Source organism: Xanthomonas protegens (assembly GCF_038442435.1).
GTDB lineage: Bacteria > Pseudomonadota > Gammaproteobacteria > Xanthomonadales > Xanthomonadaceae > Xanthomonas_A > Xanthomonas_A sontii.
In genome coordinates this window covers 104,221-125,968 of sequence record NZ_JAQJCQ010000003.1, presented here as the reverse complement: position 1 = coordinate 125,968, position 21,748 = coordinate 104,221, and the positions used below count along the sequence as shown (strand labels likewise).

Annotated in this window: 14 protein-coding genes; all 14 read left to right on the top strand. The window is 68.5% G+C overall.

Features of this window, described 5'->3' with window-relative positions:
* Positions 1–19: 19 nt before the first annotated feature.
* Positions 20–412, top strand: coding sequence for a chemotaxis response regulator CheY (gene cheY, locus PIQ37_RS05465; RefSeq protein ID WP_010341542.1), 393 nt, complete (start codon positions 20–22; stop codon positions 410–412).
* Positions 413–1,021, top strand: a complete 609-nt coding sequence (locus PIQ37_RS05460; RefSeq protein ID WP_342072686.1) for a protein phosphatase CheZ — start codon at positions 413–415, stop codon at positions 1,019–1,021. It begins immediately after the preceding gene.
* A 4-nt stretch (positions 1,022–1,025) separates the two neighbouring features.
* Positions 1,026–2,777: a chemotaxis protein CheA gene (locus tag PIQ37_RS05455; protein WP_342072685.1), complete on the top strand. Its 1,752-nt coding sequence runs from the start codon at positions 1,026–1,028 to the stop codon at positions 2,775–2,777.
* Positions 2,778–3,205: 428 nt separating this feature from the next.
* A complete protein-coding gene (locus tag PIQ37_RS05450; protein WP_010341770.1) occupies positions 3,206–3,946 on the top strand; it encodes a flagellar motor protein in 741 nt (246 codons plus the stop codon).
* Between the two features lie 7 nt (positions 3,947–3,953).
* Positions 3,954–4,901 (top strand): flagellar motor protein MotD, encoded by a 948-nt coding sequence (motD, locus tag PIQ37_RS05445; RefSeq protein ID WP_407136503.1) that lies wholly within the window; start codon positions 3,954–3,956, stop codon positions 4,899–4,901.
* Entirely contained in the window at positions 4,901–5,683 is a 783-nt protein-coding gene (locus PIQ37_RS05440; RefSeq protein ID WP_017910758.1) for a ParA family protein, read from the top strand. The genes motD and PIQ37_RS05440 overlap by 1 nt, the downstream gene beginning before the upstream one ends.
* Positions 5,680–7,152 (top strand): chemotaxis protein CheW, encoded by a 1,473-nt coding sequence (locus tag PIQ37_RS05435; RefSeq protein WP_342072683.1) that lies wholly within the window; start codon positions 5,680–5,682, stop codon positions 7,150–7,152. The genes PIQ37_RS05440 and PIQ37_RS05435 overlap by 4 nt, the downstream gene beginning before the upstream one ends.
* Before the next feature lie 110 nt (positions 7,153–7,262).
* On the top strand, positions 7,263–7,571 hold the full coding sequence (locus PIQ37_RS05430; RefSeq protein WP_010341777.1) for an STAS domain-containing protein: 309 nt from the start codon (positions 7,263–7,265) through the stop codon (positions 7,569–7,571).
* Positions 7,568–7,933: a response regulator gene (locus tag PIQ37_RS05425; RefSeq protein WP_010341778.1), complete on the top strand. Its 366-nt coding sequence runs from the start codon at positions 7,568–7,570 to the stop codon at positions 7,931–7,933. The genes PIQ37_RS05430 and PIQ37_RS05425 overlap by 4 nt, the downstream gene beginning before the upstream one ends.
* A gap of 31 nt (positions 7,934–7,964) precedes the next feature.
* A complete protein-coding gene (locus PIQ37_RS05420; protein WP_342072682.1) occupies positions 7,965–9,968 on the top strand; it encodes a chemotaxis protein CheA in 2,004 nt (667 codons plus the stop codon).
* Between the two features lie 441 nt (positions 9,969–10,409).
* Positions 10,410–12,650 (top strand): methyl-accepting chemotaxis protein, encoded by a 2,241-nt coding sequence (locus tag PIQ37_RS05415; protein ID WP_342072681.1) that lies wholly within the window; start codon positions 10,410–10,412, stop codon positions 12,648–12,650.
* A gap of 872 nt (positions 12,651–13,522) precedes the next feature.
* Positions 13,523–15,784 (top strand): methyl-accepting chemotaxis protein, encoded by a 2,262-nt coding sequence (locus tag PIQ37_RS05410; protein ID WP_342072680.1) that lies wholly within the window; start codon positions 13,523–13,525, stop codon positions 15,782–15,784.
* Between the two features lie 466 nt (positions 15,785–16,250).
* Entirely contained in the window at positions 16,251–18,503 is a 2,253-nt protein-coding gene (locus PIQ37_RS05405; protein ID WP_342072679.1) for a methyl-accepting chemotaxis protein, read from the top strand.
* A 385-nt stretch (positions 18,504–18,888) separates the two neighbouring features.
* Complete coding sequence (locus PIQ37_RS05400) at positions 18,889–21,537, top strand: methyl-accepting chemotaxis protein (protein ID WP_342072678.1); 2,649 nt, start codon at positions 18,889–18,891, stop codon at positions 21,535–21,537.
* Positions 21,538–21,748: the final 211 nt, after the last annotated feature.

Genomic DNA, 21,748 nt, shown 5'->3' with positions numbered 1-21,748 from the left:
GAACCCTTAGGAGTCAGTGGTGAACAAGAACATGCGGATTTTGATCGTGGACGATTTCTCGACGATGCGACGCATCGTCAAGAATCTGCTCGGCGATCTGGGCTTCACCAATACCGCCGAGGCCGAAGACGGCAACAGCGCCCTGGCCGCGCTGCGCTCGGCGCCGTTCGAGTTCGTGGTCACCGACTGGAACATGCCGGGCATGACCGGCATCGATCTGCTGCGCAACATCCGCGCCGACGACAAGCTCAAGCACCTGCCGGTGCTGATGGTCACCGCCGAGGCCAAGCGCGAGCAGATCATCGAGGCCGCGCAGTGCGGCGTGAACGGCTACATCATCAAGCCGTTCACCGCGCAGACGCTGCAGGAGAAGCTGGGCAAGATCTTCGAACGCCTGGGAGCGACCGCCTAAATGGAAGCCACCGCCGAACGTACCGCCCTGATCGAACGCCTGCAAGGCGCGCTGGACGCGCTGGAAAACGGCGACGAGGCCGGCTGGCGCAGGGAGATCGACACCCTCGCCGCCTGGCGCACGCGGCCGATGATGCAGGGCCTGAGCCGGCTCGCGCGCGATCTGGGGCAGGCGCTCGGCGAACTGCCGGTGGTGCCCAGCGAGGCCGGCGAGCTGGACGACGCCTGCTCGCGCCTGGACCACGTGGTGGAAATGACCGAACAGGCCAGCCACCGCACCCTGGACCTGGCCGAGGAATGCCGTGCGCTGGCCGACCAGCTCGCCGCCGGCGGCCTCAGCGGCAACCAGGGCGAGATCCTCGACAAGATCCGCCACAACCTCACCGAAATGGCCCTGGCGCAGAGCTTCCAGGACCTGACCGGGCAGATCATCCGCCGCGTGGCCGGCATCGTGCGTCGCGTGCACGAGGGCTTCGGCGCGCTGGGTCTGCCGCCGAAGGAGGAACGCAAGGCCGACGGCAACCTGGCCGGTCCGGCCCTGCCCGGCCTGGACCGCCACGGCGTATCGCAGAACGACGCCGACGACCTGCTCTCGGGCCTGGGACTGTAACGCTATGAGCGCCGTACCCGACGACATCGCTGCCGACTTCATCATCGAGGCCCAGGAGATCCTGGACCGGCTCGGCGAGCAGTTGGTGTCGCTGGAGCAGGCGCCCGAGGACAGCGGCCAGCTCAACGCCGTGTTCCGCGGCTTCCACACGCTCAAGGGCGGCGCCGGCTTCCTGGCGATCAACGCCATGGTCGAGCTGTGCCATGCGGCGGAGGAAACTCTGGGCATGGCCCGTGCCGGCCAGGCCACCCTGCAGGCGCGGCACTTCGACGCCGCGCAGCAGTCGCTGGACTACCTGCAGTCGATGCTCGATGCCTTCGGCAGCGGGCAGGAACCGCCGCGCGCGCCGCCGGAGCTGATCGCGCAGTTCGACGCGCACGGCGACGCCGCACCGGCGCCGGCACCCGCGAAGAGCGCCGCGCCGGCGCCCGCCGCCGTCCCGGCCACCGCCGCGGCCGCGGGAGACCTGATCAGCGACGACGAATTCGAAGCGCTGCTGGACCAGTTGCACGGCGATGCGCCGCCGACGGCCACGCCGCAGGCGCTGCAGCCGGCGCCGCGCGCGCCCAGCGCCGCACCCAAGGCCGCGGCGGCCCCGGCCAAGGCCGCCGAGCCCGAACACACCGTGCGCGTGGACACCAAGCGCCTGGACGCGATCGTCAACCTGATCGGCGAACTGGTGCTCTCGCGCAACCGCCTCAAGACCTTGCGCGTGCGCCTGCGCGACGAGGAACTGGACCGCGCGGTCAGCAGTCTGGACATCGCCACCGCGCGCTTGCAGTCGGCGGTGATGCGCACGCGCATGCAGCCGGTCGGCAAGGTGTTCTCGCGCTTCCCCAAGGTGGCGCGCGACGTCGCCCGCTCGCTCAACAAGGAAGTGGAGCTGGAACTGATCGGCGCCGACACCGAGCTCGACCGCAACCTGGTCGAAGCGCTGGCCGATCCGCTGGTGCACTTGGTGCGCAACGCGATCGACCACGGCATCGAAGCGCCGGCGCTGCGCGAGGCCACCGGCAAGCCGCGCGGCGGCCACGTGCGCCTGTCGGCGCAGCAGGAAGGCGACTACGTCAGCATCGAGGTGCAGGACGACGGCGCCGGCATCGACCCGGAGCGGCTGCGCGCCAAGGCCCGCGAGAAGGGCCTGATCGACCCCGAGGCCGCGGCCCGCCTGAGCACCGAGGAATGCCTGCACCTGGTGTTCCTGCCCGGCTTCTCGACCAAGTCCGAGGTCACCGACATCTCCGGCCGCGGCGTCGGCATGGACGTGGTGCAGTCGCGCATCCGCGAACTCAGCGGGCAGATCCAGATCCAGTCGGAACTGGGCCGTGGCAGCCGCTTCCTGATCCGCGTGCCGCTGACCCTGGCGATCCTGCCGACCCTGCTGGTGCAGGCCGGCGACACCGTCTACGCGCTGCCGCTGGCGCGCGTGGTGGAAGTGCTGCACGCCCCGCGCCGCTCGCTGGGCTGGTTCGACGGCCGCGCCGTGCTCGACCGGCAGTCGCACACCCTGCCGCTGGTGGACCTGCGCCAGTGGCTCAACATCGATGCCCCGCAACTGCCGCTGCTCACCGTGGTGGTGCTGCAGGCCGGCGAATCGCGCATGGGCCTGGTCGTGGACCAGGTCCGCGGCCGCGAGGAAGTGGTGATCAAACCGCTGCCGCGCTCGCTGCGCGGCCTGCCCGGCTACGCCGGCGCCACCCTCATCGGCGACGGCCGCCTGGCGCTGATCCTGGATGTGGATGGCTTGAAGGCCTGAGCGGCTGGGAGTGGGGAATGGGGATTGGGGAATCGTAGGAGCGGGTTCCCTGGCGCTTTGTTTTCCCCTGATTCCGCCGTAGGAGCGGCTTCAGCCGCGACGCGGTGAGGCTGGGATTCGGGAATCGGGATTGGGGAATCGCAACAGCGGCTCCCGTGTGCCTCTGTTCCCTCTGTAGGAGCGGCTTCAGCCGCGACGCCATGAAGCCGGAATCGGTGCTTGGCGATAGCACGCGCGGCGTGCTGCCCCCTGACGACATGATTCGGACGATTTGCATAGGCAACGCGCCAAGGTCAGCGCGTCGCGGCTGAAGCCGCTCCTACGACACACCGACCAACCCGCCGCACTCGCGCTCTTGCGAATCCCAAATCCCGAATCCCGAATCCCACCCCCATCAAGTCCCAAGCCCCCTGGCCGATACCTCCTGCATGGACAAGCTCAGTCTCATCGGCCTGCTGTTGGCGATTCTGTCGCTCATCGGCGGCAGCATCCTCAAGGGCGCCGGCATTTCGGCGCTGTGGTCGCCGGCTGCGTTCGTGATCGTGATCGTCGGCACCGTCGCCGCGATCCTGGTGCACACCCCGCCCTCCGTATTCCGCCGTGCGTTCCAGATCGCCAAGTGGATCCTGTGGCCGCCGCCGAGCGACCGCCAGGCGCTGCTCAAGCAGATCGTGGAATGGAGCAACATCGCGCGCCGCCAGGGCCTGCTCGGGCTGGAGAACCAGGTGCCGCAGCAGCAGGATCCGTTCGTGCGCAAGGGCCTGCAGATGCTGGTGGACGGCGTGGAGCCGGAAGCGATCCGGCACATGCTGGAGATCGACCTGGAAGGCCAGGAACATTGCGACCTGGCCGCGGCCAAGGTGTTCGAGGGCATGGGCATCTACGCGCCCACCCTGGGCATCATCGGCGCGGTGCTGGGCCTGATCGCGGTGATGAAGAACCTGGCCGACCCGAGCAAGCTCGGCCACGGCATCGCCGCCGCGTTCACCGCCACCATCTACGGCATCGCCTCGGCCAACCTGCTGTTCCTGCCGATGGCCGCCAAGCTCAAGAGCGTGATCAAGCACAGCTGCGGCGAGCGCGAAATGATCATCGAAGGGTTGATCGCCATCGCCCAGGGCGAGAACCCGCGCAACATCGAATCGAAACTGGCCGGATTCTTGCATTGAGTTGCCAATGGCCCGCAAGCACTCCCACGACGAGCACGCCAACCACGAGGCATGGGCCATCCCCTATGCCGACCTGATGACGTTGCTGCTCGCCTTCTTCGTGGTGATGTACGCGCTGTCCACGATCAACGAAGCCAAGTACCGGGTCATGGCCGACGCGATGAGCGCCGCGTTCGGCGGCACCCCGAAGACCCTGCGCCCGGTGCAGGTCGGCGACCAGGCGCTGCAGGGCCAGGGCGGCGAGCGGCCGACCCCGATCAAGTCCAGCCCGGCGCTGACCCTGCCCGATCCGAACCGCCTGCCCTCGGGCAACGCGCAGCGCGGCGACGACCTGCGCGACGCGCAGCAGCTGCGCCGCGCGCAGCGCCAGCTCGACAGCATCGCCGATCGCCTCGGCGCCGCGCTGGCGCCGCTGATCCAGAAGAAGCTGATCACCGTGCGCCGCGCCGGGCTGTGGATCGAAGTGGAGATCAACAGCGACATTCTGTTCGGCTCCGGCTCGGCCGCGCTCGACCAGAGCGCGCGCGCCACCCTGTCCGAACTGGCGCAGGTGCTGGCCGGCGTGCCCAACGGGGTGCGCGTGGAGGGCTACACCGACAACACCCCGATCGCCACCGCGCAGTTCCCCTCGAACTGGGAACTGTCGGCGGCGCGCGCGGCCAGCGTGGTCCACCTGTTCGCCGACCAGGGCCTGCAGCCCTCGCGGCTGTCGATGATCGGCTATGGCCAGTTCCGCCCGCGCGCCAGTAACGACACGCCGGCCGGCCGCAACGCCAACCGCCGCGTGGTGCTGGTGATCCTGGCCGACTCCGGCGACAGCGGCGATGCGACGCCGTCGGCCTCCGACCGCTTGAGCGCCGGCGCCGCGCCGGCCACCCCGACACCCCCCGCCGCGGCGGCCCCCGGCAACGCCGGCGGCCCCCGCGCAGTACCTGCCATTGAAGGAGTCAACTGATGCGCATCTGGGCGATCGCCAACCAGAAAGGTGGCGTGGGCAAGACCACCACCACGCTGGCCCTGGGCCGTGGGCTGGCCATGCTCGGGCACCGCGTGCTGATGCTCGATCTCGATCCGCACGCCTCGCTGACCCGGGCCTTCGACGTGCCGCAGGAACCGCAGCCGCCGGGCGTGCTCGACCTGTTCGCGACCCCGCCGGGCGAACTCGCCGCGCTGGCCCGCGACACCGCGGTCGAGCGCCTGAGCTTCGTCTGCGGGCAGACCGCGCTGGCCACGCTGGAACGGCGCAGCGCCAACCAGCCCGGCCTGGGCCTGGCGCTGCAGCAGGCCATGGCCCGCCACGCCGGCCAGCACGACTACATCCTGCTCGACTGCCCGCCGACCCTGGGCCTGCTGATGATCAACGCGCTGGCCGCGGCCGACCGCGTGATCATCCCGACCCAGGCCGAACCGCTGGCCCTGCATGGCCTGGCCAGCATGGTCCGCACCGTGGACATGGTCGAGCGCTCGCGGCGCCGGCCGCTGCCCGCCTCGATCCTGCCGACCCTGTTCGACAAGCGCACCCGCGCCGGTAACGAGACCCTGCGGCAGATGCAGGACAGCTACGGCGAGCGGGTCTGGGAAGACGCGATCCCGGTCGACACCAAGATCTGCAACGTCAAGGCGCTGACGGTGGCCGGCGTGCCGGGCGACTACCCGGGCCGCGGCCTGGCCGCCTACCGCCGCGCGCTGGAATGGCTGATCGCCAGCGACGCCACGCCGATGGAGCAAGCCGCATGAGCGCCCCCGGGATCATCGACGATTATCTGGAAGGCCTGCTCCACGACGTGATCGCCGAGGAACAGAAGGCGCCGCCGCCCGCGCCGGTCGCAGTGGCAGTTGCCGACTTGGAGGCGGAAGCCGGGACGACGGCGCCCGCCGCAACCGGCCCGACCCCGGAGCAGATCGCGGCCGCGGTCCTAGCCGAAGCCGATTCCGATCCGGCACTGGCCGGCATCATGTCGCAGCAGGCGCTGGCACCCGCGCCGGCTGGTCCGACACCCGAACAAATCGCCGCGGCGGTCCTGGCCGAAGCCGACTCCGATCCGGCCCTGGCCGGCATCATGTCGCAGCAGGCGCTCGCACCCGCGCCGGCTGGTCCGACGCCCGAAGACATCGCTGCCGCGGTCCTGGCTGAAGCCGATTCCGATCCGGCCCTGGCCGGCATCATGTCGCAGCAGGCGCTCGCACCCGCGCCCGCCGGTCCGACGCCCGAAGACATCGCCGCCGCGGTCCTGGCCGAAGCCGATTCCGATCCGGCCCTGGCCGGCATCATGTCGCAGCAGGCGCTGGCACCCGCGCCGGCCGGTCCGACGCCCGAAGAAATCGCCGCCGCGGTCCTGGCCGAAGCCGATTCCGATCCGGCACTGGCCGGCATCATGTCGCAGCAGGCGCTCGCACCCGCGCCGGTCGGTCCGACGCCCGAACAGATCGCGGCCGCGGTCCTGGCCGAAGCCGATTCCGATCCGGCCCTGGCCGGCATCATGTCGCAAGCAGCACCGGCGCCCGCCGCGCTGACGCCGGCCCAGCAGGCCGAGCGCCAGGCCGACCTGGACGCGGTCGCGGCGATGGAGCGGCAGCGTGCCGCCGTGCCGCGCGATCTGGCCGCCGAAGACGATGCCGCCGCCGCGCGCGCGGTCCAGCGTCCGCCGATGGCGGTGCCGCCGGAACGCCGCGCCGAAGCCAGCCGCGCCCAGGCCGCCGGCGCCAAGCTGCCGCCGAACCTGCAGGCCTTCATGGCACCGGCCGTGCCGCATGGCTCGGCCATCGCCCCCGAACGCCTGGCCGAGCGCCGCACCCGCTGGCTGCGCCTGCGCTGCGGCGAGCAGGCCTACGCGCTGGAACTGCTGAAGGTGCAGGAAGTGGTGCTGCCGGTGCCGCTGCTGGCGCTGCGCGGCACGCCGCCGGCCATGCTCGGCATCATGAACCTGCGCGGCCAGGTGGTGCCGGTGCTCGACCTCGGCGTGCACCTGGGCGCGGCCCCGATCGAGATGGACATGCAGACCCGGGTGGTGGTGCTGGAAGAGAACGGCGAGACCCTGGGCCTGCGCGTGTCGGCGGTGGAAGACGTGGCCAGCCTCAGCGACCAGCAGATCGAGCCGCCGGACAACGCCCGCATCTGCCGCATTTCCAACCATCTGTTCCGCGGCGTGGCGCGGCTGGCGCAACAGCCGATGATCCTGCTCGACGCCGAGCAACTGCTGCACTGACCGGTGGCGGTGCGCGGCAACTGGGAACGGTGCCGCACTTTTCCAACCGCCGCTAAAGCTTTTCAGGCCACGGCCGTTATCTGCCATAGAACCATTGGTGCGGAGCAATGATGAGCACAGTCCCCCTTGGCGAAGATCTCGGTATCGAGACCAGCGCCGACCTGAAACAACGCCTGACCGCGTTCCTTGCGTCGGACGACGTGCTGCGGCTGGACGCCGGCGAGGTCCGCCGCATCCATACCGCATCCGTACAGGTGCTGTGCGCATTCGTCGATGCCCGTCGCAAGGACGGCAAGCGCACCGAATTCGAGGCCTGCAACGCCACCTTTCGCGACGCGGCACGCCTGCTAGGGGTCAGCGAATCGCTGGGCCTTCCTGCAACCCCTGACAATCTGAAATCTGTGGAGAACGCGGCATGAGCGCACGTATCTTGGTAGTGGACGATTCGGCGTCGATGCGCCAGATGGTCTCCTTCGCCCTCACCTCGGCCGGCTTTGCCGTCGAAGAAGCCGAAGACGGCGCGGTCGCGCTGGGCCGCGCCAAGGGCCAGCGCTTCAACGCGGTGGTCACCGACGTCAACATGCCGAACATGGACGGCATCACCCTGATCCGCGAACTGCGGCAGCTGCCGGACTACAAGTTCACCCCGATGCTGATGCTGACCACCGAGTCGGCGGCGGAGAAGAAGTCCGAGGGCAAGGCGGCCGGTGCGACCGGCTGGCTGGTCAAGCCGTTCAATCCCGAACAGCTGATCGCCACCGTCCAGAAAGTCCTGGGCTGATCCCTCCCCTCCTTTTCCGGATTCCCGCCCCATGAGCATGGACCTGCAACGTTTCCACGCCACCTTCTTCGAGGAAAGCCGCGAAGGGCTGGACGCGATGGAAGCCGGATTGCTGTCGCTGGAAGAAGGCAATCGCGACCCCGAGACCATCAACTCGGTGTTCCGCGCCGCGCACTCGATCAAGGGCGGCGCCGCCACCTTCGGTTTCGAGGCGATGGCCGGCCTCACCCACGTGCTGGAGACGCTGCTCGACGAGCTGCGCGCCGGCAAGCGCGAAGTCGAAGCGCACGCGATCGACGCCATCCTCGGTTCGGTGGACGTGCTGCGCGCCCTGCTGCGCGAAGCCGAACACGGCGTCCCCGCCGATCCGGCCGCGGTCAAGGCCGTGCACGAGCGCCTGCAGCACGCGTTGAACGGCGGCCCGGCCGCGCCCACCGTCGCCACCCCGGCGGCGAACCAGCCGGCCGAGCCGGAAGCCTGGCAGATCGGCTTCACTCCGGCGCCGTCGCTGTTCATGAGTGGCAACGACCCGCTGCGCATCATCCGCGAACTCGAACACCTCGGTCCGCTGCAGGTCGCCTGCCGCAGCACGCGCCTGCCCGGCTTCGCCGAACTCGATCCGCTCGAGGCCTATCTGGCCTGGGACCTGGGCCTGGTCGGCAAGATCCCGCGCAGCGTGATCGAAGACACCTTCGCCTGGGTCATCGACGACTGCGAACTGGAAATCCGCCCGGTGCCGCCGCCGAGCCTGGCCACCGCGCCGGCGCCGGTGCTGACCGCACCGCCGACCGCCGCCACCGCCGCCCCGGCCGCCGCCGTGGCCGCGAATGCGCCGGCCGGCAATGCCGCGGCCGCGCACGAAGCGGAAAGCTCGATCCGCGTCAGCGTCGACAAGGTCGACGCGCTGATCAACCTGGTCGGCGAACTGGTCATCACCCAGGCCATGCTCAAGCAGGTCTCCACTGGCCTGGACCAGGCGGTGGCCGAGCGCCTGTTCGCCGGCCTGGACCTGCTCGAACGCAACACCCGCGACCTGCAGGAAGCGGTGATCGGCGTGCGCATGCTGCCGGTGGACGCGGTGTTCCGTCGCTTCCCGCGCCTGGTCCGCGACCTGTCCACCCGCCTCGGCAAGCAGGTGCGCCTGCGCACGATTGGCGAGGGTACCGAACTGGACAAGGGCCTGATCGAGAAGATCGCCGATCCGCTGGTGCACCTGGTGCGCAACTCGATCGACCACGGCCTGGAACTGCCGGAGGCGCGCCGCGCCGCCGGCAAGGACGAGACCGGCACCATCACCCTGGCGGCTTCGCACCAGGGCGGCCACATCGTCATCGAAGTCAGCGACGACGGCGCCGGCCTCAACCGCAACCGCATCCTGGCCAAGGCCGCCGAACGCGGCATCGCCGTGCCGGACAACCCGAGCGATGCGCAGGTCTGGGACCTGATATTCGCCCCCGGCTTCTCCACCGCCGACGCGGTCACCGACCTGTCCGGCCGTGGCGTCGGCATGGACGTGGTCCGCCGCAACATCCAGGGCCTGGGCGGCGAAGTGCAGCTGGAAAGCGAATCCGGCCGCGGCACCCGCGTGCTGATCCGCCTGCCGCTGACCCTGGCGATCCTCGACGGCATGACCGTGGCGGTCGCCGGCGAGACCCTGATCCTGCCGCTGGCCTACGTCATCGAGGCACTGCAGCCCAAGGCCGACGACATCCGCACCATGGCCGGCGAAGGCCGCGTGCTGCGCGTGCGCGGCGAATACCTGCCGATCCTCTCGCTCAGCGACTCCTACGGCTTCGGCCGCATCGAGCAGAGCGAAGAACCGCTGGTGGTCGTGGTCGAGGCCGACGGGCAGAAGCTGGCGCTGGAAGTGGACGAGCTGATCGGCCAGCAGCAGGTGGTGGTCAAGAACATCGAGAACAACTACCGGCGCATCAGCGGCATCTCCGGTGCCACCATCCTCGGCGACGGCCGCGTCGCCCTGATCGTGGACATCGGTGGCCTGGTCCGTTCGCTGCGGGTGCAGCAGGCGGCCTGACCGCCTCCCGCGCCAGCGTCCCGCAACACACGAGCCCCGGCAGCGATGCCGGGGCTTTTTGTTTGCGGTGCGCGCTGCACACAGATGCCTCCACGTGGCCCGCCATCCGACCTGCAAACACCGCAACGCGGCATAAAGAAAACGCCGCGATTGCCGATAGCCCATTGAGCGCACAGTTTTTGTCTACATGTGCGCGCCGGTCACACCTGGGGAGGTGGAACCGGCGCTTCAGGGGATCGATCGGAGGAGATGCCGGTCGCTGAAGCCGTGCTGCAGCAACGGGGAAAACGCATCGTGTGTCGTGTTGGCGTGGCTTGAGCGCATGTTTCTGCATGCCTCCCGCATGTTTTTCGCACTTCATCACAGATGAAACCAGCATTACGACCAGTTTTCCCTCGTCCCGATCACGCAGTGACTCGTCCATTTTCAGGGGGTTCCAACATGACGTCGCTCTTGCAACGCTACAACGTGGGCCGCCGCCTCGGCGGCGCGTTCGGCCTATTGATCCTGCTGTCCTGTCTGCTGGTCGCGGCCGGCCTGCTGTCCATGTCGCGGGCGCGGAACGAACTGGATCGCATCGTCAAGATCAACGTCGAGAAGATCCGCATCAGCAACGGCATGCTCAACGACAACGCCAACATCCTGGTCGCACTCGGCACCTTGGCAACAGTGAGCAGCGAACAGCTCAACCGGGAGGCGCTGGCAGAAATCAAGGAACATCGCGCGCACTACATGGAAATGCGCAAGCAACTCGATGCGTTCCCGGCCACCAGCGATCGCATCCGCACGCTGCGCGAGGAGATCGATGCGCGACGGGCGGTCGCAGGCAAGCTCAACGATCAGGTGATTGCGCTCGGCACGGCCAATCGCAACGACGAAGCGCAAGCCCTATTGAACGAAAAGGCGCGACCGGCCACGGCCGCCTGGCAGGCCAGGATTTTGGAAAACGCCGATATCCAGGACGCCCAGATGAAGAGGGCATATGCCACGGCCACCGAGGCGATGACCAATGGCCGCAACATGCTGATCGGCGGCGGCCTCGCGGTATTGATCGTCAGTGGCCTGCTGGCCTGGACCATCACCCGCAGCCTGACCGGACCGCTGAACCAGGCCACCCGCGCCGCCGAGGCCATTGCCGATGGACGCCTGGACAACGATGTGGCCACCGAGGCACGCGACGAACCCGGCCGCCTGCTGCTGGCCATGGACCGCATGCAGACCCAGTTGCAGCGCTTCTCCAGCGAAACCGCGCTGATGATCGAACTGCACGCGGACAAGGACATCAGCCATCGCATGCCGCAGGACTTCCCCGGCGTGTACGGCGAGCTGAGCAAGGGCATCAACACCATGATGTTCGAGCACCTGGACGCCATCGTCGACGCCATCGGCGTGCTCAACGAATACGCCAACGGCGACCTGCGCCGCGATGCCCGGCGCCTGCCCGGCAGCCGTGCGGTCCTGCACGAATCGATGGATGCGGCCAAGGCCAGCCTGCTGGCGATCAATACCGAGATCAAGCGCCTGGCGGCGGCGGCCGCCGCCGGCGACTTCAGCGCCCGCGGCGATGCCGCGCACTTCCAGCACGATTTCCGGCTGATGGTGCAGGACCTCAACGCGATGATGGAGGTCAGCGACCACAACCTCGGCAAGCTGTCGGCGCTGCTGCAGGCCATCGCCGCCGGCGACCTCACCGCGCGCATGGACGGCGAGTTCCACGGCGTGTTCGCCACGATGCGCGACGACGCCAACGCCACCGTCGAACAGCTGACCGGCATCGTCGGTCGCATCCAGACCGCGGCGGTCAGCATCAACGCTGCCGCGACCGAGATCGCCGCCGGCAACGACGACCTGTCGCGCCGCACCGAGCAGCAGGCGGCGAGCCTGGAAGAAACCGCGGCGTCGATGGAGGAACTGACCTCTACCGTTCGCCAGAACGCCGAGCACGCGCGCCAGGCCAATCAGCTCGCCGCCGGTGCGGCCTCGGTGGCCTCGCAGGGCGGCAGCGTGGTCGGCCAGGTGGTCGAGACCATGAGCGGCATCGAAGCCTCGTCGAAGAAGATCGCCGACATCATCGGCGTCATCGACGGCATCGCCTTCCAGACCAACATCCTGGCCTTGAACGCGGCGGTGGAAGCGGCGCGTGCCGGCGAACAAGGTCGCGGCTTCGCCGTGGTCGCCAGCGAGGTGCGCACCCTGGCCCAGCGTTCCTCGAATGCGGCCAAGGAGATCAAGAGCTTGATCGACGACTCGGTGGACCAGGTGGCCAATGGCTCGACCCTGGTGCGCCAGGCCGGCGAGACCATGGCCGAGATCGTCGCCTCGGTACAGCGCGTCACCGACATCATGGGCGAGATCTCGGCGGCCTCGCAGGAGCAGGCGTCGGGAATCGAGCAGGTCAACCAGACCGTCACCCAGATGGACGAGACCACCCAGCAGAATGCCGCTCTGGTGGAAGAAGCCACCGCCGCCGCGCGCTCGATGGAGGAACAGGCCACGCAGTTGCAGGACGCGGTGGCCGTGTTCAAGTTGGACACCCTGCCGGCGATCGCATCGATCGCGGTCGCATCGAAGGTCCGCCCTGCCCCACGCAGCGTGGCGCCTGCGCCGTCACGCAAACCGCGGCCGGCAGCGCAGTCCGTTGCGCTTGCCCAGGCAGCCAGCAGCGACTGGCAGGAGTTCTGAGTCCTCGTCGCAGTCGCGTCGATGCGCGGCCGTGCACTGCACGGCCGCTCGACAGGCAAGCGATGCGTGATGTCGGTGCGGGACGCAGGCGGGCGCCCGCATCATTTCCATCGACGCGGCGTACGGCAACAACTGCCGGCACCGTCGAGCACGTCGCGTCGGCGCGACGTGCCTGCCCGCACAAGCTGGACATGCTGCCGGACATCGCGTTCGGCAGGACATATCCGCGCCGGAGCGCATCCCGGCGCCACGCGCCACGTGGCCTTGACCACAGAACCGCACCAGGAGACTCAAGAATCCCGTGCCACCGTCGATACCCAGTTTGAGCGCACATTTTTTGTCTACATTCGTGCGTGCCGGCATGGCCTTGGGAGGGCTGCCGGCGCTTCAGAAGGAACGATCTGCGCACGCAGCCGATCGCTGATGTCGAACACACCAACGGGGAAGGACCCTCAGCCCTGACGGCTGATCTTTTCGCGCATGCACTTGGCACGCGCGGGCTCGACTTGCAATTTCTGCCACACGTTTCGTCAGGTCGCACCACACCCCGGATCCCCGGCGCATCGCAATACGCGTCGTTCCTTCATTCGTACACGGGGGCCCATCATGCACGCGGTCTTGCGACACCGAAGACGCATCCACCGAGCGATCGACCGACAGCATCGGCGATTGCAGGCGGAACTCGGGCATGCCAACGCCATGGTCACCGTCGCGAGTGCGGCGCTTTCGCACGACCCGCCTGTCGCGTCGCCAGTCATCACGCCATGTGACTGTCGCCGCCCCCAGCGCAGGCCGTCCGCGACTGCCCGCGTCAACCGCCGACGTCGCATTCCTGCGCGCCGAGCAGCCTTTTCGCCCCTTGGAGATGTGAAATGACCCGCCTTTTGCAACGCTACAACGTCGGTGTCCGCCTGTCGGCGGCCTTCGGCGTGCTGATTCTTCTTTCGGTGGTCCTGGTGATCATCGGGCTGTCCGGCATGGCCGAGGCGCGCAAGCACCTGGACATGATCGTGCTGGACCGCATGGCGAAGATCGAATTCAGCAACCAGATGCTCGACGCCAACTCCTCCGTGCTGGTTGCGCTGAGCACCTATACCACCTCCACCAACGCGACGATGCGGCAAGAGGCGCTGGAGACCTTCAATCGGCAGCGCGAGCGCTACGCCGAGGCCCGCGCCAAGATCGACAAGCTGTCCAGCACCGCCGCCGGCCGCGTCATCCGCGCCGACATGGACGCCAAGCGCGCCGCTGCGAAACAGATCAACGACGCCATCGTCGCGCTGGGCGAAAAGGGCGAGAATGCCCAGGCGCTGGAGATGCTCAATCGCGAAGCGCTGCCGGCAACCCTCGCGTGGCAGAGCAAGATCCGCGAGTTCGCCGATCGGCAGAAGTCGCAGGCCGCCGAAGGCTACCGGGCGGCGCTGGACGCGATGCACCGTGGCCGCATGCTGCTGATCGGCGGTACCGTGCTGGCCCTGGTGCTCAGCGCCTTGCTGGCGCTGACCATCACCCGCAGCCTGACCGCACCGCTGGGCCTGGCCACCCGCACCGCCGAGGCCATCGCCAACGGCGACATGCACAATGCCGTGCGCACCGAGGCCCGCGACGAAACCGGCCGCCTGTTGAACGCCATGGGCCGCATGCAGCAGCAGTTGCAGGCCGTGCTGGCCGCGCAGGCCGACATGGCCCAACGCCACGACGCCGGCCAGATCAGCTACCGCATGGACGAAACCGCGTTCCCCGGCGACTACGGACGCATGGTCCGCGACAGCAATGCGCTGGCCGCCGCGCACATCGCGGTGACCGAGCGCCTGGCGCAGATCATGGGCCGCTATGCCATCGGCGACCTGTCCGAGGACATGGACCGCCTGCCCGGCGAGAAAGCCCGCCTCACCGAGACGATGGACACGGTCAAGCACAACCTGACCGCGATGAACAGCGAGATCAACCATCTGGCTGGCGCCGCTGCCGCAGGCGACTTCAGCGTGCGCGGCGACGGCGCGCGCTTCCAGTACGACTTCCGCCTGATGGTCGACAGCCTCAATCAGCTGATGGCCACCGCCGACGGCAACCTGCAGGCGCTGTCGTCCCTGCTGCAGTCGATCGCCGCCGGCGACCTGACCGTACGCATGCAGGGCGACTTCCAGGGCGTGTTCGCGACCATGCGCGACGACGCCAATGCCACCACCGAGCAGTTGGCGGCCATCGTCGCGCGCATCCAGACCGCGGCGGTCAGCATCAACGCCGCCGCCAGCGAGATCGCCATCGGCAACGACGATCTGTCGCGCCGCACCGAGCAGCAGGCCGCCAGCCTCGAGGAAACCGCCGCGTCGATGGAAGAGCTGACCTCTACGGTCAAGCAGAACGCCGAACACGCCCGCCAGGCCAACCAGCTCGCCACCGGCGCCGCGTCGGTCGCCTCGCAGGGTGGCACGGTGGTCGGTCAGGTGGTCGAGACCATGAGCGGCATCGAGGCCTCCTCGCGCAAGATCGCCGACATCATCAGCGTCATCGACGGCATCGCCTTCCAGACCAACATCCTGGCGCTCAACGCCGCGGTGGAAGCCGCGCGTGCCGGCGAGCAGGGCCGCGGCTTCGCCGTGGTCGCCAGCGAAGTGCGCACCCTCGCCCAGCGCTCGTCGCATGCGGCCAAGGAGATCAAGGACCTGATCGACGACTCGGTCGGCCGCGTCGCCACCGGGTCGGCCCTGGTCGACCAGGCCGGCAAGACCATGCACGAGATCGTCGCCTCGGTGCAGCGCGTCACCGACATCATGGGCGAGATCTCCGCGGCCTCGCAGGAACAGTCGGCCGGCATCGAGCAGGTCAACCAGACCGTGATGCAGATGGACGAAGCCACCCAGCAGAACGCCGCCCTGGTGGAAGAAGCCACCGCCGCCGCGCGTTCGATGGAAGACCAGGCCGGCCAGCTGAGCCAGGCCGTGGCCCTGTTCAAGATCGACCAGCAGGCGCCGACGGCACCGCGCAGCGCCGCACCGCCGGCCGCGCTCGCCAGCGCCAAGCGACCGGCCAAGGCGCCTGCACCGCAGGCGGCCGCACGCCGGCCTGTGGCCGTTGCCGCGGCCAAGCCCATGGCCGCCGTTGCTGGCGGCGGCGATTGGCAGGAGTTCTGATCGCACTTCACCCCGCGTCCCACTGACACAGGTAACGAAGCCCGGGAGCGCCAGCTCCCGGGCTCTTTTTTTTGAGTCATTCCACACGGCCGAAGGCGAATCGACCGGCGTAGCGCCTGGAAAGCGCGACACCTATCCCTGCCGGAGTGAAGCCAATGTGAAGCGGATCTAAATCCGCACCATCCCGCCTTAAAGAACAGAGCGCACATGCCGATACGGGGGTAGCGCACACAAATTGTCTACAAATTTGAACAAGAGTTGTCACAGGGCGACTAAAGCAAGACAAGCCAAATCACAAAAGAACTCTCAATCGAAAGTATCTATTAAATATAGAAAAACTATCAATTGCATGTTTTCGATTCACTTCCGAAATAGCTAGAGCACTGCCCAGCGCCTCCGCGGACATCGACTCAGGCACGGGGTACGCCATCCCCAACGCTTCACCCTTTCCATCAGGATCATGACGATGACGCTCAAGAATCTCAGTCTTTCCGCCAGGCTCGCGCTCAGCTTTGCCGTCATCGTGCTGATCACGGTGATCATCGGCTCGATCAGCCTGAGCAGCCTGTCCTCGCTCAACACGGCTGCCGATATGAACGACCACACCTACAAGGTGCTGGGCACCGGCGACAAGATGGGGATCGACGCCTTGAACGTCGAAACCGGCGCACGCGGCTATATGCTCTCGGGCGAGAAGCAACACTTGCAGCCCTTCATCAATGGCCAGGCCAATTTCGACAAGGACTTCGCCGAGGCCAAGCAGCTGACCGCAGACAATCCACGGCAGCAGGCTCGCCTGGAGAAGCTGCACGCCGCATTCGACGATCTGGTCGGCGTGGAGAAGCAGGTGACCGCGCTGCGCGAGCAGTCCAACGATCCGGCGGCACTTGCCTCTGTGTTCCGTGAAGCGCGCGACCGCAAGGCGATGCAATCGATCCGCAGCCTGCTCACTGAGTTCCACGACGAGGAAGCCGGACTGCTGGCCAAGCGCAGCGAAACCCTGACAACCGTGCGTGCGCAGAACAAGTGGGCGGTGCTGCTGGGCAACCTGCTGGTGATCGTGGCCGCGGTCGGCATGGCGATCCTGATCCGCCGACAGTTGCTCAAGCGCCTGGGCACCGCGATCGGCGTGGCCGACGCCATCGCCCGCGGCAAGCTCGACAATGCCATCGACCTGCGCAGCAAGGACGAGGCCGGCGTGCTGTTGCTGAGCATGGACAAGATGCAGAGCCAGTTGCAGGCGGTGCTCGCCGCCCAGACCGAGATGGCCCAGCGCCACGATGCCGGCCAGATCAGCTTCCGCATGGACGAAGCGGCCTTCCCCGGCGACTACGGGCGCATGGTCCGCGACAGCAATGCGCTGGCCGCCTCGCACATCGCGGTGAAGCTGCGCCTGGCGCAGATCATGGGCCGTTACGCGATCGGCGACCTGTCCGAAGACATGGACCGCCTGCCCGGCGAAAAGGCCGTGCTCACCGAAACCATGGACACGGTCAAGCTCAACCTGACCGCGATGAACAGCGAGATCAAGCACCTGGCCGGCGCGGCTGCCGCCGGTGACTTCAGCGTGCGTGGCGATACCGAGCGCTTCCAGTACGACTTCCGCCTGATGGTCGACAGCCTCAACCAGTTGATGGCCACCGCCGACGGCAACCTGCAGGCGCTGTCCGCCCTGCTGCAGTCCATCGCCGCCGGCGACCTGACCGCGCGCATGCACGGCCAGTTCCAGGGCGTGTTCGCCACCATGCGCGACGATGCCAACGCCACCGCCGAACAGCTCGCGGCGATCGTCGCGCGGATCCAGACCGCGGCGGTCAGCATCAACGGTGCCGCCAGCGAGATCGCCGCCGGCAACGACGACCTGTCGCGCCGGACCGAACAACAGGCCGCCAGCCTGGAAGAAACCGCCGCGTCGATGGAGGAACTGACCTCCACCGTCAAGCAGAACGCCGAACATGCCCACCAGGCCAACCAACTCGCCACCGGTGCCGCCTCGGTCGCCTCGCAGGGCGGCGCGGTGGTCGGCCAGGTCGTGGAGACCATGAGCGGGATCGAGGCCTCGTCGAAGAAGATCGCCGACATCATCAGCGTCATCGACGGCATCGCCTTCCAGACCAACATCCTGGCGCTCAACGCGGCCGTGGAAGCGGCGCGTGCCGGCGAACAGGGCCGCGGCTTCGCCGTGGTCGCCAGCGAGGTGCGCACCCTCGCCCAGCGCTCGGCCAACGCCGCCAAGGAGATCAAGGGCCTGATCGACGACTCGGTCGGCCGTGTCGCCCAGGGCTCGGCGCTGGTCGACCAGGCCGGCAAGACCATGCAGGAGATCGTGGCCTCGGTGCAGCGCGTCACCGACATCATGGGCGAGATCTCCGCCGCCTCGCAGGAACAGTCGGCCGGCATCGAGCAGGTCAACCAGACCGTCACCCAGATGGACGAAACCACCCAGCAGAACGCCGCGCTGGTCGAAGAAGCCACCGCCGCCGCCCGTTCGATGGAAGAACAGGCCGGCCAGCTGAGCCAGGCCGTGGCGGTGTTCAAGATCGAGGCGAGCAGCGCCCCGCTCAGCCACGTGGCTGTCGCCAGCGTCCCCAGCGCACCGAGCCGCCCGGCCGCCCGGTCGGCGGCCAAGCCGGCGGCCAAGCCTGCCGCCCGCCCGGTCCGGCCATCGGCCCGGCCGGTCGCGGTTGCGGCCGGCGACGACAGCTGGCAGGAGTTCTGAGCGCGCGCCACCGCCGCCGGTCTCGCGTCGACGGCCCCGGGAGCGATCGCTCCCGGGGCTTTTTCGTTGTCATCGTCCTGTCGGCCGCCGAGCCCCCTTGGTCATGCGGCTCGGCGCCGCGCCCGACGTTCGACATGCCTTGATCGGGGACCGATCCGCGTCCGGTGCCGTCCACCGCGACCGACAGGACCTCCGGACCCGACCGCATGGCCGGTGCCGGAGCGGCCTGTGACGTCGCATCACAAACGCCCCCTACATTTCTGGGACGCGGTGCCGATAACCGTGAGGTCGCGCACGTCTCCGCTCCGGTCTGCTGCGCCCGCAGGCAGGAGGCTCCGATCCACGACAGCGCGATCTCTCCCTCCTCTCCATCGAGACGACCGCGATGCCCACGACGTCCTCCACACGCCCGAGCAGTGTCGCCACCCGCCTGATGCTCGGCGTGGCCGCGATCGCCCTGCTGTGCTTCGGCATTACCGCCGCCATCATCTACGCCCGCAGCAGTTCCGCCCTGCTCGCCTCCGCCAAGGTCGGCATGACCGACACCGCACGCCTGGAATCGGAGCGCATCGGCAACACCATCGGCGCCTCCGCGGTCTCCAACCAGGCGCTGGCCAATGCCCTGCTCGCCCAGCGCGGCCAGGACAAGGCACGCGAGTTGTTCAGCGACAGCCTGCGCCGCGAACTGCAGCAGCACCCGGACTGGACCGGCATCGGCACGCTGTGGGAACCGCAGGCGCTGGACGGCAAGGACGCGGACTATGCCAACAGCGCGGGCCACGACGCCAGCGGTCGCTACATGGTGTACTGGTCCTGGCAGAACGGGAAACTGGTGCGCGATCCGCTGCGCGACTACGACGTGGCCGGCGCCGGCGACTGGTATCTGAATCCGCGCAAGCTGCTGCGGCCGACCGTCGCCGAACCCTACGATTACGAGATCGCCGGCAAGAAGGTGCTGATGACCACGGTCAGCACGCCGATCCTGGAAGACGGCAAGTTCCTGGGTGTGGTCACCACCGATTTCGGCCTGGCCACGCTGCAGCAGCGCGTCGCCAAGCTGCGTCCGCTCGGTGCCGGCCGCGTGCGCCTGCTCTCGCCCGGCGGCGCCATCGTCGCCGACCGCGATCCCGCCCTGGTCGGCAAGAAGCTGCAGGATCCAGCCACCCGCGCCTTGCTGGCCGACATCGCCCAGGGCAAGACCGTCGGCCGCGACAGCGTCGATCCGCAGACCGGCGCCACCGACGTGGAAGTGTATGTGCCACTGCAGATCGGCCAGGCCCAGGAGCGCTTCGCGCTGGGCGTGGCGGTGCCCAAGGCGGTGCTGATGGCGCAGGCGCGCAGCCTGCTGTGGACCATCGCCGCGGTCGGCCTGTGCGCCGCGCTGCTGCTCAGCGGCGGCCTCTACCTGCTGCTGCGCCGGCTGGTGGTCAAGCCGCTGGCCAGTGCGGTGGAAGTCTCCAGCGCGGTCGCCGCCGGCCGCCTGGACAGCCGCATCCAGTACCCGCGCAACGACGAACTGGGGCAATTGCTGGGATCGCTGCAGCGCATGCAGCAGCAGCTGCGCGCCGTGCTCGACGCGCAGAAGGAGATGGCCCAGCGCCACGACGCCGGCGAGATCAGCTACCGCATGGACGAAGCGGCCTTCCCCGGCGACTACGGGCGCATGGTCCACGACAGCAACGCCCTGGCCGCCTCGCATATCGCGGTCAAGATGCGCCTGGCGCAGATCATGGGCCGCTACGCCATCGGCGACCTGTCCGAGGACATGGATCGGCTGCCCGGCGAAAAGGCGGTGCTGACCGAAACCATGGACACGGTCAAACGCAACCTCACCGCGATGAACACCGAGATCAAGCATCTGGCCGGCGCCGCCGCCGCCGGCGATTTCAGCGTGCGTGGCGACGCCGAGCGCTTCCAGTACGACTTCCGCCTGATGGTCGAGAGCCTCAACCAGTTGATGGCCACCGCCGATGGCAACCTGCAGGCGCTGTCCACGCTGTTGAAAGCGATTGCCGCCGGCGACCTGACCGCGCGCATGCACGGCCAGTTCCAGGGCGTGTTCGCGACCATGCGCGACGACGCCAATGCCACCACCGAACAGCTGGCCGCCATCGTCTCGCGGATCCAGACCGCCGCGGTCAGCATCAACGGCGCCGCGGCCGAGATCGCCGCCGGCAACGACGATCTGTCGCGCCGCACCGAGCAGCAGGCCGCCAGCCTGGAAGAGACCGCTGCGTCGATGGAAGAGCTGACCTCCACGGTCAAGCAGAACGCCGAGCACGCCCGCCAGGCCAACCAGCTCGCCACCGGCGCCGCCTCGGTCGCCTCGCAGGGCGGCGCGGTGGTCGGCCAGGTGGTCGAGACCATGAGCGGCATCGAGGCCTCGTCGAAGAAGATCGCCGACATCATCAGCGTCATCGACGGCATCGCCTTCCAGACCAACATCCTCGCCTTGAACGCGGCCGTGGAAGCGGCGCGCGCCGGCGAACAGGGCCGCGGTTTCGCCGTGGTCGCCACCGAAGTGCGCACCCTCGCCCAGCGCTCGGCCAATGCCGCCAAGGAGATCAAGGGCCTGATCGACGACTCGGTCGGCCGTGTCGCGCAAGGTTCCGCCCTGGTCGAACAGGCCGGCACCACCATGCAGGAGATCGTCGCCTCGGTGCAGCGCGTCACCGACATCATGGGGGAGATCTCGGCCGCCTCGCAGGAGCAGTCCGCCGGCATCGAGCAGGTCAACCAGACCATCACCCAGATGGACGAGGCCACCCAGCAGAACGCCGCGCTGGTCGAGGAAGCCACGGCCGCGGCGCGCTCGATGGAAGACCAGGCCGGCCAGCTCAACCAGGCCGTGGCCCTGTTCAAGCTGGACACCAGCGCCGCGGTGGCGAGCGCCGCGCCGGCGCCTGTGCGCCGCCCTGCTCCGCCTGCTTCGGCCACCCCGGCAGCAACGCCGCGGCGACCGGCAGCGGCGCCGTTGCGGGCGGTCCCGCGCGCGACCGCGTCGAGCGACGACGGGCAGTGGCAGGAGTTCTGAGCCGCTGCAGCGCCCTGCTGCCACCGCGAGGCGCGCTGTGCGTCTCGCGGCGCGGCTGCCGGGCAGCAGGTGGCCAAGGCCACAGAGCGCTTAGCGTGTCACGCTCGTAAAGAAAGTGTATTCAGGGTCGATATAGAAAGCGGAACTGCCATGCCATGGGCACCGCGATGCGCGCCCCGGCGCCGGGCGCACTGCGCCCGGATCCACGGTT